Origin of the sequence: Cyclobacterium sp. (genome assembly GCF_014762705.1) — a bacterium.
Classification (GTDB): Bacteria; Bacteroidota; Bacteroidia; order Cytophagales; family Cyclobacteriaceae; genus Cyclobacterium.
The window spans coordinates 60,694-76,849 of record NZ_JABURL010000111.1 but is presented as its reverse complement, the minus strand read 5'-3'; the positions used below and the strand labels follow the sequence as shown (position 1 = coordinate 76,849).

The following is a 16,156-nucleotide window of genomic DNA, read 5'->3' as shown; positions in this document are numbered from 1 at the left end:
ACTAACCGGCCCGATCCTCTGAAATTAATCGATTCGTTCGCAAATGAACAAGATCCAAATTCGCTAAATCGTGTTGGTTTGCCGGTTTGGTTATACATAAACCCAATAAATATATCCAATTGGTTTTACATTAATAACCAAACATTCAATTTATTTTTAAATTTAAATAATAATGTTATTTGGAAGTAAATAACATAGGCGACATCTTTTAAAATCAAAAATAATAGTATTGGTAACCTGACAACCCTTCTCATTAAAAATGCCGAAAATCTCACAACAGCCCGCAAAAAAATACAACTTCAGAAACACTTACTCAATGGTAATGATCCAATATTATTCATGGGAAATGAAAACGGAGAGGATGGTTTTTGGTAATCGTACCCAGGGGAAAGAAGTTGTTGATTAATATTGGCTCATTTCCAATACTAACTTTCGAAAATATGTTAAATTTTCTTTAAGGAAACCAGACGGGAATACCGATTCTGTCAAGTTTAAAACCAACAAGGGTAAACGCCTATTCAGTAAAAACAAAACTGGCCCCAAGAGAAACTATAGCGGCTTTCAAACCCGTATTGCGCGCATAATTACTGTAATCAATAGTAAGTCCTTTTAAACCGAATTTCCACAGATGAGCTGATGTAAATATATCTGTGTATTTCATTCCGAACCCAACCTGATTTGCATTGTACGTTGAAAGGTCAAAATCAGATGTATAGTAAGCATTGCTGGAAACTACCTTCTCAAAAGGGGCGAAGTAAGTTGCCGCTGTCTGATTATAAAAGCGATAACTTGGATAGAAGGAGAAATTCTGTCCAAGTTTAATTGCCAATTCTAAATTAATGGTATGTGACCGAATGCCCCAATCATCCAGATAATAACGATAATAGCTTCTTAATACCAGGAATTCATTCACATACTGATTAAACCTTACTCCTATTGGTAATTTAAAACGCGTATCAGGAAGCCTCTCAATGTCATCTGCCAATTGAAAAACATCTTTATTTTTTGGCTCGGTATAAAACGGAATACTCTCGGCGTTTCCAATATAAAAATTATCCTTATCGGCAAAATAGACGCGTTGCATTGGACAACCAGCCGGTTTGATAGGTGATATCCGAAAAAACCGAAAGCTGGGTAGTTTTACTCAGGATTTGTGAAAACCCTAAGGAAAAAGTATAGGTATTTCGTTTATTGTTTTCAACCAGGCTGGTTTTAAAAGGCCTCCAGGCATCAACAGAAAATTTATTTATTGCCGTACCATTTTCGTTTAAAATAGTTACTCCTTCAAAAAAATCAGCATTTAAGTCTCCATTTTCCTTTATATAGGTCTTTATTTCTGTTGGATATTCTGGTCGCCAGGTATCTAAGTAAATGGCGGTATTCAGACTTAATTCGGAATTTTTTTGGTTGAATAGGCGAACAAGTCCTACTCCTGCACCAAATGAAGTATAATCGTATTCATTTGCAAAATTCAAATTTGCTGAATAAATGGAATTTCTGTCCTCAGAAGAATGACTGTAACTAGCGTTAACAGCTGCCCAGGTGTCTTTTCTTGAAGCACCGGATGAAGCAGCCCAGGGAGTACCCGTGTTTTCACCGTTTTCCATTCCCTTATCTTCATAGTCATCGTCGTCCTCGTCATCATCCTCGTCTTGGCCTCTGGAAGCCCCTGAAAAGGGATTCAGGTTACTAGACGATGCAGAGGTGTAGGCAGAAACGGTACCGTTTATTCGCAACACATCATCATCATTAAGTGGAATCGAAATATGGATATCTGTTGCCAGGTCCGTGAGTTCTTCAGTGCCGATGCCGCCCGTTACTGCTGCATTTTTTCCGTCCTGTGCGTAGAAGCTAGTAAGTATATCCATTTCAACGCTTTCAAGGACGCGTTTCTTAAAAACAGAAGTACCGTCTTTATCATTTTGCGCCAGGGCCAAAAATGGAAGCATACAAAGAAGAAGGAACCCAACTATTTTCATTTTTTTAAATTTTTCTTCAGCGGTCATAACTTGTCCCGTACCAAAGGTCGGGATAGCCTGTCCCAACTCTCGTGAAATTCTCCCCTGCTTTATAATTATCTCCGAATGTGACGTTCTTCTCATGCCATAAGCAGGCTCGATTTCGTAATAAAAAGCCGTTCAATTACACCCACAGCCACCTCCGGATTTCCCCCCGTTAGCGCCAGACGCGCCCTCCCGATAGACCTGAAAACTGGTTTCAAATTTTCTCGACTTTCGATCAACCAATTCCATGTCCGGATCATTGATATTTACTTTTTCATATGATTTTACTGCTACGCAAGCATTCATGCCAAGCAATACTATAGAGACAAAAAGGATTTTATTCTTCATTGATTTTAATATGTTCTGATTTGTGAATATTCCCCTGATCGTCTATGATGATGCAGGCTACGTTGGGCAACTGATTGATCCGGTCAATGCCAACCTCTTTTCCCATGACGAAAACAGAAGTGGCCAGTGCATCTGCCAGTTCGGCACTGGGTGCAAAGACCGTCACACTGATAATACCGGTGGCCGGATATCCGGTTTGGGGATTGATGATATGGGAATACCGTACCTTGTCAAACTCCACAAACTTTTCGTAATCGCCGCTAGTGACTACTGCCCCCTGTTTGAGTGGCAATTCAGCAAAGGCAATGTTCTTGTTCATCGGATTGGTAATGGCTACCTTCCAATCGCTACCATCGGGCTTTTTACCCCAGGTATTCATGTCACCGGAGGCATTGATAATCCCTGCAATCGCTCCTTTACCCATCAATAGTTGTTTGGCTTTATCCGCCGCGTAGCCTTTGCCAATAGCACCAAAGCCTATTTTCATTCCCTTTTGACTGAGAAAAACAGTTTGCTTTTCAGAATCAAGGATAATTTTCTTAAACCCAACCATTTCTACCGACGCCTTCACCTCTTCGGCAGTAGGCATTTGAATCATACTGCCATCAAACTTCCAAATTCGATCCATGGAGGCATAACTGATGTCAAAAGCCCCATCCGTGAGTTCAGATATGGCAATGGACCGGGTTATTAAATCAAACAATTCCTTATTTACTTTTATAGGTTTAATTCCTGCGTTTGCATTGATTGCTGAGGTTTGTGAATTAGGGTCCCAAGAGGATATTAGCCGTTCAATCCGGGTGATTTCAGCAATAGCAGTGTCCAGAAAGACTTCAGCTTCTTGCTCATTAACTGCTACAACAGTTAAGTCAAAGCGACTTCCCATTAATAGGGTCGTTCGGTGAAAAACCTGCTGGGCGCTGGATACCTGAACCATGGACGCGAACAGGGTAATGAAAAGCAACCGTCCCATTCCTTAGGGATTAAAACTATTTAAATGGCTGATATACTCGTTAGGGCTCATTTTTTTATAGCCCGTTTCTCCCAATACTCCAGCCTTTTTATCCAGTACTACCACCAGTGGGAAATAGCCATTAGGGTTGTACTTTTCGGCTAATTTCCCATTCTTGATTGCCTGCTCTTCTGATAATTGATTGGCCTTTTTGCGGGGAAAATCCGCGCGTAACATGACATAGTTTTCCCTGGCATAAGTCTGAAATTCGGATGATTGCCATATTTCCTTATCCAACTTGATGCAAGGTGCACACCAGTCCGAACCTGAAAAAACCAAAACGATCTTTCGGTCGGTTTCAAGGGCCAATTTTTGGGCATCTTTCAGGTCTAATTGCCATTCCTGTGCACTCACTGTTGATACCCGAGCTACTATTAGCAAAAGGCAAACTAAATAATTCCTGATTTTCATAGTCATTTACCTAAGTGAAAATATCCTTTACACATCACTATTCTTTAATAAGATTAAATGTTCCGTTAAGAAGGAATTTGGTGGTTTCATCCAGGCCCGGGGAATCTAAGATTTCAACATGGCTATTATTGGAAAGGCCTGTTTTGACTTCCCTTTTAATTAGCGAATAGCCTGTTTCCGGACTATTTTGAAGTGTTAAAGCATAAAAGTTTCCCTCGATTTCAACCAACGCATCTTTGGGCAATGCCCATTTTTCTTCTGAGGTAGTATAAATAACCGCTTCGACATACATACCGGGATTGAATCTTTCCGCAAGTTTTTCGTCCACTAAATGCCCGTGAATCCCCAAAGTTCTTTCTTCCGGGTCAATGGTTTTACTGATTAAGTAAATGAATGCTTCATATTCTTTGCTATTGTCTTCCTGAATCCTGAAACGAATGGGTTGTCCAACACTTATTTTTGCCAGGTCATTCTCAAACACGTTCATTTCCAGGTGAACATGGTCTGTATTGACTATGGTAACGGCCATTTGTGATGGAGTCAGGAAAGCCCCCTTTGAAATGGCCACTTCCGTCACATACCCACTTATAGGAGATCGTACAGAAAGGCTGGTGCGGATGTTTTCTATGGTGAAGGTACTGGGATCGATGTTCATAAGCGCCAATTTTTTGCCTAAAGATGCTACTCTGGCTCTCGTAACCGTGTAGTCAGATTCAGCTTTAAGAAATTTCTTTTGAGAACTGATACTGTCCTGAACCAGGTTTTTCTGTCGCTCATAGTCCGATTGAAGATAGGCCAATTGCCCCTTTGCTTCCAGAAAATCCTGTTGAATCTGTACATAATCCGGATTTTCGAGAACGAAAAGCTCTTGCCCTTTTTTCACACTTTGGCCTGGCAATAAACGGATTTCTTTCACCGTCCCACCAAAATAACTGCTTACCGCGGCACGGTTTTCGGGCGGTACATCAATCATGCCTTTGGCTTTTACCACTTCATGGAAGGGAACCCTTTCCATGGTTCCCAAAGTCATGTTGGATGACTGAAATTGAGTTGTAGAAATCTCATAAGTTTCCACCCCAGACGATTCCTGGGCAACATTGGAAGCCATTTCCGGATCCGAACTGGAAGAACAGGAAGAAAGCCCAACGATAAGCGCTATGACCCAGAAGCCAAAGGCAGGCCGGTTTATGGGGTGTTTAGTTCTGGTTTTTAGGTATGCGAAGTTCATATTAATTCATTAAGTAGTTCGCTTCCAGTACTGTCATGTTGTACTGAAAAAGGGTGCTCAAATAGTTTGTTTCAATCGTTGTTGCATTTTCCAGCAATTGGACGTACTGAAGAAAGTCAATTTCACCGTTTTGAAAGGCCTTTGTGGCATGGATAAGGGTTTCTTCGGAAAGCTTTTTTCCTGACATGTGGTAATAGTTGATCCCCTCTTCATATTTTTTCAAGTCTGAGCGAAGCGACTGATATTGCGAAATCAGCTGCATTTTATAATTTTCGGATTGGGATTCCAGAATGGAAGCCCCCGTTTTAGCAGCGTCTATTTTAGACTTTTGTGCACCAAACCATAATGGGATCCCAATACCTACCTGAAAGCCCGGATAGGTTTGAATCCCTGTTCCGTTATTGATACCCCTGAAAACAGAAGCTTTCAAATCTGGCAGCATTTGCTGTTTTTCCAGATTAATTTTTCTGTCGGCAAGTGTTAAAGCATCCGAATAGTATTGAAGTGCAGGATGGCTTAGTGTATCCATCGGTTTTAATTCCAACCGGGTAAGTGATTGACTGATGGCCGTGTATTCCGAGCTTGATTGAAGCCATTTGTTCAACCTAATGCGCGCTTTTTGGCGGCTCTCCTGAATCTGCCGTAGCTGGATAGAAATTTCCTTACTTTTAGTCTCAGCGGTTAATTTCTCCAGGTAATTGGACTCTCCTTGCTCAAATTTCCTATTAGCAGCATGCTCAAAGGTACTGTACAGACTATCCAGGTAGCTGAAATTAGTAAGCATCTCCTGCCAATAGACGATTTCATGGTAGGCTTTCAACACCTCCTTGGTTACCAGATAGTTATCCATGGCATTTTGGTCAGTAGCCAATTGAATTTCGCCTTTCATCACGTTCCGCTGGGAACTGTAAACAGTCGGGAATTTTAGTGATTGACTGATGCCCCAAACGTTGAGTGCCAATTCATTGGGGGCGATATTGTTCTCATCTTTGTTATAATAAAACTCCGTTTTACCAATGTCAATAGCAGTTCCCAACAATTGCTTACTTTGCTCTACCCGTTGATAAGATGCTTGTAAACCCCTATTATTTTCTAAAGCAATTTCCACTGCCTGATTGGCCGAAATTTTTTCACCTTGACCGTATCCAAATGCAGGAAGGCTTATAAAAAGCAAGATCACCAGGCCTTGTACTGTTGACTTTAATTTTGGAAAATGCCCTTTCCTATCAAACAAAGCGTAAAGAACGGGTAATACCACCAGGGTAAGTGCGGTTGCGGATATTAGTCCTCCTACCACTACGGTAGCCAAAGGCCTTTGCACCTCCGCTCCCGCGGAAGTTGATATGGCCATCGGCAAGAAGCCCAATGCAGCCGCCGATGCCGTGAGAAGTACAGGACGTAACCTGTTTCTGGTGCCCATCAAAATCCGTCTGTTAATGTCTTTGATGCCGTGCGCCTTAAGCTCTTTAAATTCTTCGATCAGGACGATTCCGTTCAGCACCGCAATACCAAAGAGGGCGATAAATCCAACCCCTGCTGAAATACTGAATGGCATATCCCTAATGTACAACAGGATGACCCCACCCACGGCTGACATGGGAATGGCACTGTAAATAATAAGGGCTTCTTTCACAGAATTAAAGGCGAAATAGAGTAGTATAAATATCAAAATGAGGGCTATGGGTACTGCCACCATTAAGCGGTCTCTGGCCGTTCTCAGATTTTCAAACTGACCTCCATATTCCACCGTGTAGCCAATTGGTAAATCAATCTCGCTATTGATGACCTGCTGAACGTCCTTCACTACAGACTCTAAATCCCGGCCCCGTACGTTTACCCCAACCACAATCCTTCGTTTCGTGTCATCTCTTGATATTTTAGCAGGTCCAGTGGTATAGCTGACGGTTGCAAATTCACTGAGAGGAACCTGATTTCCATTTGGTAATTGAATGGTAGCCATTTCAATATCCTCCAAATCCCGGTGGTGTTCCTTATCAAACCGAACCACTAAATCAAATTGCTTTTCACCTTCAAATACGGTTCCGGCAGCTTTCCCGGCAAAGCCCATGGTGATGATGCTGTTGAGTTCATCCACATTCATCCCATATTTCGCAATCATTTGCCGGTTATAATTCACCGACATTTGTGGGAGACCCGCCACTTTCTCGACGATAATATCGGCTGCTCCTTCGATATGTTGAATGGCCTTTTCTACCTCCAGGGCCTTATTGTAAAGAATGTCCAGGTCCTCACCAAAAATTTTAATGGCCAAATCGGCACGCACTCCGGTGATCAATTCATTGAAGCGCATTTCAATAGGTTGGGTAAACTCAAAGTCCACCCCTGGGATTTCGGCTGAAAGTGCTTCCTTAAATTTATTAGCTAACTGGTCCTTGCTTTCGGCTGAAACCCATTCGCCTTTTGGAATCAGTTTGATTATAACATCACTTTCTTCCATAGACATGGGGTCCGTGGGTACTTCGGCCGCTCCAATCCTACTCACAACCTGCTTTACCTCAGGAAATTGCAAAAGGATCTTTTCCATACGGGTAGTGGCTTTTATCGTATTGGTTAAGGTAGTGCCTGTTTTAAGTACGGGTTGGATCACAAAATCACCTTCGTCCAATGTAGGTACAAATTCACCTCCCATGCGACTAAAGAGAATGCCAACTACAATCATCAAGGCAGCTGATAAGCTCAAAACGATTTTTTTCTCCCGAAGTGCCCAGGCCATGGTTGGTCTGTACTTGTTTTCCAAAAATGTGATGAGGCGGGAGGAAATTGTTTTTTTGTCAGGGTCAGATGGCTTAATAAACAAAGAAGCCATTACGGGTACGTAAGTAAAACACATGATCATCGCTCCAATCAATGCAAACGAAAATACCAGGGCCATTGGCCTGAACATTTTTCCTTCCACGCCCACCAACGAGAGAATGGGAATAAACACAATGATGATAATAAGCTGACCAAATACAGCAGAGTGCATCATTTTGCTGGCACCATGATGGGTAATTTTATCTATGTAATTTTGTTTTTCTCCTTTGGGCATTGCCATCAATGTGGACCTCTCTGCCGTTATTTTGAAGGCTATGAATTCTACTATAATCACTGCACCATCTATGATAATTCCAAAGTCAATGGCTCCCAGACTCATCAGGTTGGCATCCACTCCAAAAATATACATGAGAGATAAGGCAAAAAGCAAACACATTGGAATGACAGATGCTACCACTAATCCGGACCGTATATTGCCAAGCAGCAGCACCACGACAAAAATCACGATTAAACAACCTAAAATCAGATTTTCGGCTATCGTAAAGGTCGTTTTGCCGATGAGTTCACTTCGCTCCAAAAAGGGATTGATATGGATACCCTGAGGTAAGGCAACCGATATCTCGGCAACTCTTTCCTTTACGGCCTCTATGGTTGCTTTTGAGTTGGCTCCTTTGAGCATCATCACTTGCCCCAATACTTTTTCTCCTTCTCCATTTCCCGTTATGGCACCAAATCGGGTGGCATGTCCAAAACCTACGGTCGCGACGTCTTTAATAAAAACGGGGGTGCCTTTTCGGTTTTCAACCACGATGTTTTCTATATCTTCCAGGGAGCTTACCATGCCTTCCCCTCTGATAAAATAAGTTTGGTTGGTTTTTTCAATGTAGCCCCCTCCAGCCACGCTATTGTTTTTTTCCAATGCCGAAAAGGCCTGCGAAATAGAGATATTCAAACTCCGGAGTTTTTCCGGATTGAGCGCCACTTCGTACTGTTTGAGATGACCGCCCCAGGTATTTACCTCTACCACTCCCGGGATGCCGGAAAGTCGACGCCTGACCACCCAATCCTGTATGGTACGCATATCCGATAAGGAATACCGGTCACGATGTGCCGAATCTACCTCGATGACATACTGATAAATCTCACCCAGGCCAGTGGTGATGGGTCCCATGAATGGTTTTCCAAATCCCTCAGGAATTTTATCTTCGGCTGCCTTTATTTTTTCAGCGATAAGTTGTCTTGGGAGATACGTGCCAATTTTATCATCAAAAACCACCGTTACCACGGAGAGCCCAAACTTAGAAATGGATCTTATTTCTTTCACATTGGGCAGGTTGGCCATTTCCAACTCTACCGGATAGGTAAGAAATTTCTCCACGTCTTCAGTTGCTAAATTTCGGGAAGTGGTGATGATTTGTACCTGATTGTTGGTGACATCTGGAACAGCTCCAATGGGAATCTCAGTAAGGGAATAAATTCCAAAAGCGATCACTCCCGCTGAGAATAAAAGCACGATCAGTTTGTGGTGAATACTGTATTGTATGATCTTCTCTAACATTGATGGGCTGCATTTGGTATTACTCATCAAATGTAGCCTACCAGTCCTAAAGCCTTTCTCAAGACTTTCTTAAGATTGGCTTAAGATCGGGAGGTATTTTAACCATACGCCCGGGAAGAAACCAAAATTATTGGGTTCCTCTGCTGCAGTGACGCTGATTCCAAGACCTGCTGTCGATAAGGCGCCATCCATAGCAAGTAGAAAAGCAGCCCAATGCCCGTAACTTTTAGGAATAATTTGATTGTCCGGTTAACTGTCCCTGGGATGACTAATAATAGGTCTCTTATTGGCGACATAGCAGGTAGGCTTTTAGGTCTCCTTTGGATTTTCTATTTTGGATTGGTTAAAAAGTAATCATAACATTCGTACCCTGACCAAAGGTGCTGCTAACATTCAATTCAGCTTGAATGGCGTTGGCACATTTCTTTGCAATGGCCAGTCCCAGACCATTTCCCGGAATTTGCCTGTGACTTAAGGCATCAGATCGATAGAAACTGTCGTAAATATTGTTTAAATCCTCCTCTTTAATTCCTATTCCTTCATCCTTAACATTGCAGATTATACGACCGCCAACAATATCAACACTGATACTTATCGTCCCCCCATTATTCGAATATTTAATGGCATTGTTTAGTATATTGTCCACGATGATATTGCTGTAGAAATGAGGCAAAAGTGCCTTTTCGGATAGATTGATGCTTAGGTTTATTTTCAATTTTTTCTCTTTGATCAGGTTTTTAAACCGCGATATAGATTCTTCAAGGAGCGTTGAAATAGGGATAAATGATTCCTTTTTGCTTCCTGCAGATGTTTCTAAGCGGGCCAACATCAGGAGTTGCTCCAAGGTGGCCGTCATACGGTCTATTTCCTTAAGGCTGTAAAGTATCTTTTCTTCGTACTCCTGTTGGGATCTTGGCTTCCTGATCAGCACCTCCAGGGTACCCCGCAAGGTGGCAAGTGGGGTTCGGAGTTCGTGGGAGGCATCCGAGGTGAATTGCTTTTCCTTTTCTATGGCCTTTTGAATACGCTCCAGCAAGTCGTTGAAGCTGGATGAAAGAAAATGGATTTCATCCTGGTTTTTAGGGAGATAAACGCGTTCATTCAGGTTGTTCTGGGTGATGTGCGTAATAGTACGGGTCATTTCCTGGATTGGTCGAACACTTCTGCCCGCCAAATACCGGGACATGAAGTACAAACCTACCAGAATCACAATGTAAGAAACCATCAAGACCTCCTGCAACCTGAAAATCACGGAAAATGCAGACTCAGACGATATGGCCGCAATAATATATCCTTTCACCTGCCCGTTATTTGTAATGGGTAGTTGAACCTGTCTGATGGGAATTTCTGTTAATTCAGCATTGTAGTACCCACCGTCTGACCCTCCCTGAAAAGTTAAAAAATCTTGCTTAAGATTTGGAGATCGATCCATCACGGTGCCTTCCTTATCATTCAATTGAATAAAGACTGGATTGACCTGTGTCTCGGTGTGTTCACGCTCTTGCCATTCTTGCTTGTTGATGAATTGAATGCTATCCTTTACAAATTCGATCTCGTTTAAATGTTTTTCGGCTTCGTAGGACAAATCACTATCAAGATTCTGAATAACGGTACCTCTCACGATAAAAAATATCATTCCGAATACAAAAGCCATGATGATGGCGGTGGCCACCAAATAATGGAAGGCTATTCTATTTTGGAAGCTAAGATTCATAATTCTTTTGCAATGTAACCTACCCCACGCACGGTCTGAATGTAATTTTCTTCATCGGATAATGAAAGTTTCTTTCGCAATGCATTGATATACACATCGATAACACCCGTATTGTATTCGAACTGGATATCCCACACACTTTCGATAATGCGGCTTCTTCGGCATACCTTGCCTTTGTTGCGGATGAGGTATTCCAATAATGCAAATTCCTTCTGGGTGAGATTAATTTCTTCCTTTCCTTTAAAAACCTGATGGGTTTCCGTATTTAACGTAATGATCCCCAAGGTAAAAAGAGAGTGCTCCCCCATCTTTGGTCTTAATTGCACTTTGATTCTCTCCAGAATTTCTTCGAAATGAAAGGGCTTTTTTATGTAATCATTTGCCCCAGACTGCAAACCAAATAAGGTTTCGTCAAGCGTGTCCTTGGCGGTAAGAAAAATGACAGGCGTGGTTGGGAATTCCTTTCTGAACTGCCTGCAAATTTCAATCCCGCTTAATCCCGGAAGCATCCAGTCCAACAAAAGGATATCGTACTCTCCTGATAAAGCCAACCTGAGGCCCGATTTGCCCTCATCAGTGACATCCACAGCAAAAGACTCTTCCTCTAAACCTTGCTTGAGAAAAGCCGCAATTCCCTGCTCATCTTCAACTATCAAAATTCTCATCTAGCAAATATCCATATTACCCGCTTAAGTATCCATTAAATGAATCTTAAGAAATGCTAAAAATTCCATCCAGCTGCTTTTTATTAATAGGTTATTCTTTCATTAATTTCTACAATCCATAGCTCTGGCTCATAAACGACCAACTGATATTCCATACCGTCTTTCGTCTGAACAACCATACGCGCATTTCCCCATTTATTCACCATTCTTTTTTCGATCCCGCTGATCGATGATAAGTCTACGTCGGTTTGTCCCCGTTGGATATTCAATTGGTGAGACTTAAAAATAACTCTTTTATTGGTCAAAAACAGCTTTCCTCCAACACCTTCCAGTCCTTTAAATAAGGTAGCGGGTGCCTCCTTTTCAATTTTTTCCGTTGCCTCCAGCACCGGATGAATGTTTCCACCCATTTTGGCGAATACTTTTCCGGCTAATGCATTAAAAAGGCAAGGAAATACCAGACTAAAAGTAATACCGAAAAACAGCCCCTTGAACAGTAAACTGTTCAGCGAATCCACTTTGTTGTCTGCCGACAAATAGTCCATTGCCCAAATTCCAAGTGTGTATAGCGCTCCCATTTGAAAAGCTAGCATCAGGCGGTATTTCCAGTCTGTTCTCAATTTTCTCTCTTAATTTACGATTGTTTAGGAACCATTTTTAGCACTAACGGAATAAAATCGCTACAATCTTAACTTCGGGATCATACACGGTTTCTTATGTTTTTTGCATGTGCTGCACAAAAGAAATTTCAAAAAATTCAGCCGGTTTGTTGACGGCTACTGAAGCGGTTACCCGCATTATACCACTCTGGATATCCTCAACCGTCATCGTTTCCCCTAACCCCACCCGCACGGAGAATGCCTCTGCTGGGCTCGCTCCGGCCAAAGCACCCATTTTCCACTGCTGTGTCAGGTAATTTATCAGCATGGATTTGACAGTGGTCCAGGTGGCATTCTGATTGGGTTCAAAGGTATAGGCTTTGACCGCCAATAGCATCGATTGTTCGAGTACCATCACCGTCCGCCGCACATGAATGTATCTCCATTCGTTGCTGTTTCCATCCAATGTGCGCGCACCCCATACCAGCACCCCTTCTCCAATAAAGGAGCGAATGGCATTGACAGCTTTACCATCCAAGGGTGTATTCAGGTATTCCTGCTCTTCAGTGGAAATGGGTACAGATGGAGCAATGACGGAATTCAGGGAAAGATTGGCGGGGGCTTTCCAAACCCCGCTCATGGAATCCACCAACGTGTACAACCCGGCCATTGCGGCCGCAGGTGGCAGTTGATTCAGGTACTTTTGCAGAAATCCCATTAATGCTTTATACGCCTGACTCAACGCCAAAAGCGTGCGGTGCAGGTTAGCGGGAGATAATTTGCCGGAAGTATCCGGGTCATCGTCCCAGCTATTCACGACAGCTGATGTATAATCGGGAAGTTGTTTTACCAGGGATAAAACCCGCTCCTTTCGTACCGCTTCGCTTTCTAATTCATTTTCAGGATGATCGGTTAGCGCAAGTTCTCCACTGATCATTTCAACCAACAGTGCCAGGCTATCATCCGTCAGATTTTGAAATGACAATTCTGATTCCTGCACAATCGTCGTTTCCAACCAGGGATAATAGGCCGCTGCATAACTTAGTGATTCGGTTCCTACCCCTTCCCTGAACCGATCCACTACGGACTTCCCGCCCGCAGGATTTTGAAAGGCTTTGTAGCCCTGGTACACATCCAAAATGGCCATCCGGTTCCTCATCTTTCCGCAATGGGCGATTACCTTTCGGCACAGGCTATAAAATGCCTCGGCTGTATCCAGAGATACGGCATCGGGAAGCAGTACCAGGGTGGGTTCCGGTTCATTTTCCAGCCTACGGAGTCCGTCTGCGAGCCTTTCTTCCCTAATCTGATCCTTATAACCACCAACAGAAATGATATAGCAAGCTCCCCCACCATTCTGAAAAAAGAATCGCATAGCTTCATACAGCCTGTACACGGTTCCGAGCCGACTCACAGAATAGGCTTCCTTGTCACCTATCAGGTCCAGGCGGATGTCAAACTCAGCTCGCTTTTCACCCCTTTCTTCTTTTTTTTGCGCTTCAATTCGGGATTTCTCCCCTTCCTCAGTAGCTTTACGCATTCGAAACCGATAGTCAGCCGGTCCACCAAACCACCGCTCAAATTCCCTTAACGAGCTGATCCGGAGGAGGCCGTCTGCACCCGCATCCGGAATTTTTTCGGTATGCCCTATAAATGCAGGAATTGCACTTGCAACTTCCACCACTGAAGAGGGGAAAGCGTTTTTCTCTACAATGTATACCCCTGGTTTCTTAATTTTTCCCATTAGTTTAAGGTTAAGTGCAGACCAAGTTACCCATTTTAACCATTAAGCAAGTAAATATCAGGTGTGGAAATATGCTTGATTTTCCTTATTTAGCATAACTTTTAAAAACCCTTTTTAGGTAAAGCAATTGACCGGTGTGGTAGGAATGGTGATTGGCCATAATGATGATCTCCCGAAATATTGTGTAATCCGGAACATGTGCAATTGGGGCAAATAGGTTGATTGAATTGTCCTCAATCAATCGGATCAATGCGTTGCGGTCAGTCATAATACCTTCAATTGATTCATTCCAGGTTTTAGTATCCGTTTCAGCATTTGGCCAATAGTCATCCGGCCATTTCATTTCCCGGTAGTTGGGATTTTGAATAAAGTCGATGATATCCCGCTGAGCGAGGCGCATGTGTTCCACCAGGTCCCAGGGGGAATGGGGAATTCCAGCAACCTTTCTATTGATGGCGTCAAGTGGAAAATCGACCACAACCTGATCGAAAGTAATATGGGCTTTCACACCGCTCAGCGACTCGATCAGGTGTTGGCGCAGGACTTGTGTTTCGGCATTGTTTAAGGGCATAAGAAATAAACTTAGTTCGATTAATCAGAAACGTAGACCTAAATACCGCTGTACTCAAAATCTCCCTGGAATAGTGAATGGGAGCCAAAAACATCCAGATCAGTAACATATGCATGTCCTTCTATCCGATAGGAGTCTCCGGTAGGGAAGCTTTCCAGGTTGTTTTCAAGTTTTAAGAGCTCATCTTTATTGATTTTCTTTAAAGAGGTACAAGTTTCCTTAAGACTGTTTACTTTGTTATAGCGCAGGAGTAAAAAGGCAAACCCAATTATGCAGAAAGGAAAAGCAATCCATACTGACATCAATAACCTTGCATTTGCAAGAATGGTAACAACAACAAGAGAGCTCACAAAAAATATCGCCCGAAATAAAGAAAGCCTTTGCAATACTTTTTCTAAGTATTGTATTGACCTGCAGTATTTGTCGATATTTGATTGAAAAATCTTCACATGTGTAATATGTTGCATTCAGAGGTGGCCGTTCAAACGGTCAGCATGCTTGGATATTGGCAATTGACTTTTTTTACTTCTACATATTGTCGCTGTAAAGCAGATTGAATTTGTGACCGTCTGGATCGGTGAAAACGCACACGTAGAATCCATTTTTATCGTAAAATTCTTTCCTGTTTTTGTTGGAGTCAAATAAAATAGTTCCACCAGCTTTTTCTATTTCATTTATCCAAGTGTCAAATTCATCCTTACTTTCAGCGGAAAGGGAAAACATAATTTCATTCCCTTGACTCAAATCAGATATTTCCCCTTCTAGACTTGTTTTTAATTTTTCCTTTTCAAAAAAGTGAATTACAAAATCACCACTACCAAACAAAAAGCTTACAAGATTTTCTGTCGGATTGCCATTTAACTTAAACCCTAATGACAGGTAAAATTCTCGTGTCCTATCGATGTCTTTTACTCCAAGATTTGCCCAAATATTTTTCGGTTTCATATTGATGTAATTTTTTTATTAAGTATGGGTTAATAAATTAATTGTTATTCCATTGGGGTCTTTTACAAAAAAGCGTTTAACTCCCCAATTTTCGTTTGTGATAGGGTAGACTATTTCAATATTTTGGCTTTTGGCTCTTTCATATAAATTGTCAACATCCGAAACTTCAATTGATAAAAATATTGCCGAATTATCTAAAGGTTTGTTGTTGTCGTTACTGAAAATTGATATTTGTGCGGTTTCATTTTCTTTTGATACAAAAGTTAAAATCCAATCCATATCCATCGCCAGGTCCATTCCTAAAAATTCAGTATAGAAATGCTTGCTTTTTTCTATGTCGTTTGAATAAATATTTGGAACAATTCTTCGCAAATCAATTTTTATTTTTGTTATAATTTTTTTCAGCTTGTTGCCAATATTTTAATTCAGTTAGATTCTGGAGGTGAAATTGGGGGTTTATGTACCTTGTTTCCTCCTTTGATTTTATTCCCGAACTCCAAATTAAACATTTAGGATGATAAATCCCCGGGGATCAGCCATTTTCTGGTTTAGGGCTGAATAAAATATCGGCTTAACAGCATAT

At 42.0% G+C, this 16,156-nt stretch carries 15 protein-coding genes; all 15 read right to left on the bottom strand.

What is annotated here, in order from left to right:
• Positions 1-514: 514 nt before the first annotated feature.
• Positions 515-1,084: a DUF3570 domain-containing protein gene (locus HUJ21_RS22510; protein WP_291373027.1), complete on the bottom strand. Its 570-nt coding sequence runs from the start codon at positions 1,082-1,084 to the stop codon at positions 515-517.
• Positions 1,059-1,979, bottom strand: coding sequence for a DUF3570 domain-containing protein (locus tag HUJ21_RS22505; RefSeq protein ID WP_291373026.1), 921 nt, complete (start codon positions 1,977-1,979; stop codon positions 1,059-1,061). The genes HUJ21_RS22510 and HUJ21_RS22505 overlap by 26 nt, the downstream gene beginning before the upstream one ends.
• 159 nt (positions 1,980-2,138) lie before the next feature.
• Positions 2,139-2,351, bottom strand: a complete 213-nt coding sequence (locus HUJ21_RS22500) for a DUF4266 domain-containing protein (RefSeq protein ID WP_291373025.1) — start codon at positions 2,349-2,351, stop codon at positions 2,139-2,141.
• Positions 2,341-3,324 (bottom strand): FAD:protein FMN transferase, encoded by a 984-nt coding sequence (locus HUJ21_RS22495; RefSeq protein ID WP_291373024.1) that lies wholly within the window; start codon positions 3,322-3,324, stop codon positions 2,341-2,343. Before HUJ21_RS22495 ends, HUJ21_RS22500 begins: the two co-directional genes overlap by 11 nt.
• A 3-nt stretch (positions 3,325-3,327) precedes the next feature.
• Positions 3,328-3,717, bottom strand: a complete 390-nt coding sequence (locus tag HUJ21_RS22490) for a thioredoxin family protein (protein ID WP_291373023.1) — start codon at positions 3,715-3,717, stop codon at positions 3,328-3,330.
• A 94-nt stretch (positions 3,718-3,811) separates the two neighbouring features.
• Positions 3,812-5,002 (bottom strand): efflux RND transporter periplasmic adaptor subunit, encoded by a 1,191-nt coding sequence (locus HUJ21_RS22485; protein ID WP_291373012.1) that lies wholly within the window; start codon positions 5,000-5,002, stop codon positions 3,812-3,814.
• A gap of 1 nt (position 5,003) precedes the next feature.
• Entirely contained in the window at positions 5,004-9,335 is a 4,332-nt protein-coding gene (locus tag HUJ21_RS22480; RefSeq protein WP_291373011.1) for a CusA/CzcA family heavy metal efflux RND transporter, read from the bottom strand.
• A 343-nt stretch (positions 9,336-9,678) separates the two neighbouring features.
• Positions 9,679-11,049 carry a HAMP domain-containing sensor histidine kinase gene (locus HUJ21_RS22475; protein WP_291373009.1) on the bottom strand — a complete coding sequence of 457 codons (1,371 nt, stop codon included), beginning with the start codon at positions 11,047-11,049 and terminating at the stop codon, positions 9,679-9,681.
• A complete protein-coding gene (locus HUJ21_RS22470; protein ID WP_291373007.1) occupies positions 11,046-11,714 on the bottom strand; it encodes a response regulator transcription factor in 669 nt (222 codons plus the stop codon). The genes HUJ21_RS22475 and HUJ21_RS22470 overlap by 4 nt, the downstream gene beginning before the upstream one ends.
• A gap of 83 nt (positions 11,715-11,797) precedes the next feature.
• Entirely contained in the window at positions 11,798-12,334 is a 537-nt protein-coding gene (locus HUJ21_RS22465; protein WP_291373005.1) for a GRAM domain-containing protein, read from the bottom strand.
• A 94-nt stretch (positions 12,335-12,428) separates the two neighbouring features.
• Positions 12,429-14,057: a phage tail sheath C-terminal domain-containing protein gene (locus HUJ21_RS22460; RefSeq protein WP_291373004.1), complete on the bottom strand. Its 1,629-nt coding sequence runs from the start codon at positions 14,055-14,057 to the stop codon at positions 12,429-12,431.
• An 85-nt stretch (positions 14,058-14,142) separates the two neighbouring features.
• On the bottom strand, positions 14,143-14,628 hold the full coding sequence (locus tag HUJ21_RS22455) for a DinB family protein (protein WP_291373002.1): 486 nt from the start codon (positions 14,626-14,628) through the stop codon (positions 14,143-14,145).
• 38 nt (positions 14,629-14,666) lie between these two features.
• On the bottom strand, positions 14,667-14,930 hold the full coding sequence (locus HUJ21_RS22450) for a hypothetical protein (protein ID WP_291373001.1): 264 nt from the start codon (positions 14,928-14,930) through the stop codon (positions 14,667-14,669).
• 226 nt (positions 14,931-15,156) lie between these two features.
• Positions 15,157-15,573 carry a VOC family protein gene (locus tag HUJ21_RS22445; protein WP_291372999.1) on the bottom strand — a complete coding sequence of 139 codons (417 nt, stop codon included), beginning with the start codon at positions 15,571-15,573 and terminating at the stop codon, positions 15,157-15,159.
• Positions 15,574-15,591: 18 nt separating this feature from the next.
• Positions 15,592-15,945 carry a VOC family protein gene (locus HUJ21_RS22440; protein ID WP_291372998.1) on the bottom strand — a complete coding sequence of 118 codons (354 nt, stop codon included), beginning with the start codon at positions 15,943-15,945 and terminating at the stop codon, positions 15,592-15,594.
• Between the last annotated feature and the right edge of the window lie 211 nt (positions 15,946-16,156).

Coding starts and splice junctions, on each gene's coding strand:
- HUJ21_RS22510 (WP_291373027.1), bottom strand. CDS start 1,084: ATGCAACGCGTCTATTTTGCCGATAAGGATAATTTTTATATTGGAAAC.
- HUJ21_RS22505 (WP_291373026.1), bottom strand. CDS start 1,979: ATGAAAATAGTTGGGTTCCTTCTTCTTTGTATGCTTCCATTTTTGGCC.
- HUJ21_RS22500 (WP_291373025.1), bottom strand. CDS start 2,351: ATGAAGAATAAAATCCTTTTTGTCTCTATAGTATTGCTTGGCATGAAT.
- HUJ21_RS22495 (WP_291373024.1), bottom strand. CDS start 3,324: ATGGGACGGTTGCTTTTCATTACCCTGTTCGCGTCCATGGTTCAGGTA.
- HUJ21_RS22485 (WP_291373012.1), bottom strand. CDS start 5,002: ATGAACTTCGCATACCTAAAAACCAGAACTAAACACCCCATAAACCGG.
- HUJ21_RS22480 (WP_291373011.1), bottom strand. CDS start 9,335: ATGTTAGAGAAGATCATACAATACAGTATTCACCACAAACTGATCGTG.
- HUJ21_RS22475 (WP_291373009.1), bottom strand. CDS start 11,049: ATGAATCTTAGCTTCCAAAATAGAATAGCCTTCCATTATTTGGTGGCC.
- HUJ21_RS22470 (WP_291373007.1), bottom strand. CDS start 11,714: ATGAGAATTTTGATAGTTGAAGATGAGCAGGGAATTGCGGCTTTTCTC.
- HUJ21_RS22460 (WP_291373004.1), bottom strand. CDS start 14,057: ATGGGAAAAATTAAGAAACCAGGGGTATACATTGTAGAGAAAAACGCT.
- HUJ21_RS22455 (WP_291373002.1), bottom strand. CDS start 14,628: ATGCCCTTAAACAATGCCGAAACACAAGTCCTGCGCCAACACCTGATC.
- HUJ21_RS22450 (WP_291373001.1), bottom strand. CDS start 14,930: ATGTCAGTATGGATTGCTTTTCCTTTCTGCATAATTGGGTTTGCCTTT.
- HUJ21_RS22445 (WP_291372999.1), bottom strand. CDS start 15,573: ATGAAACCGAAAAATATTTGGGCAAATCTTGGAGTAAAAGACATCGAT.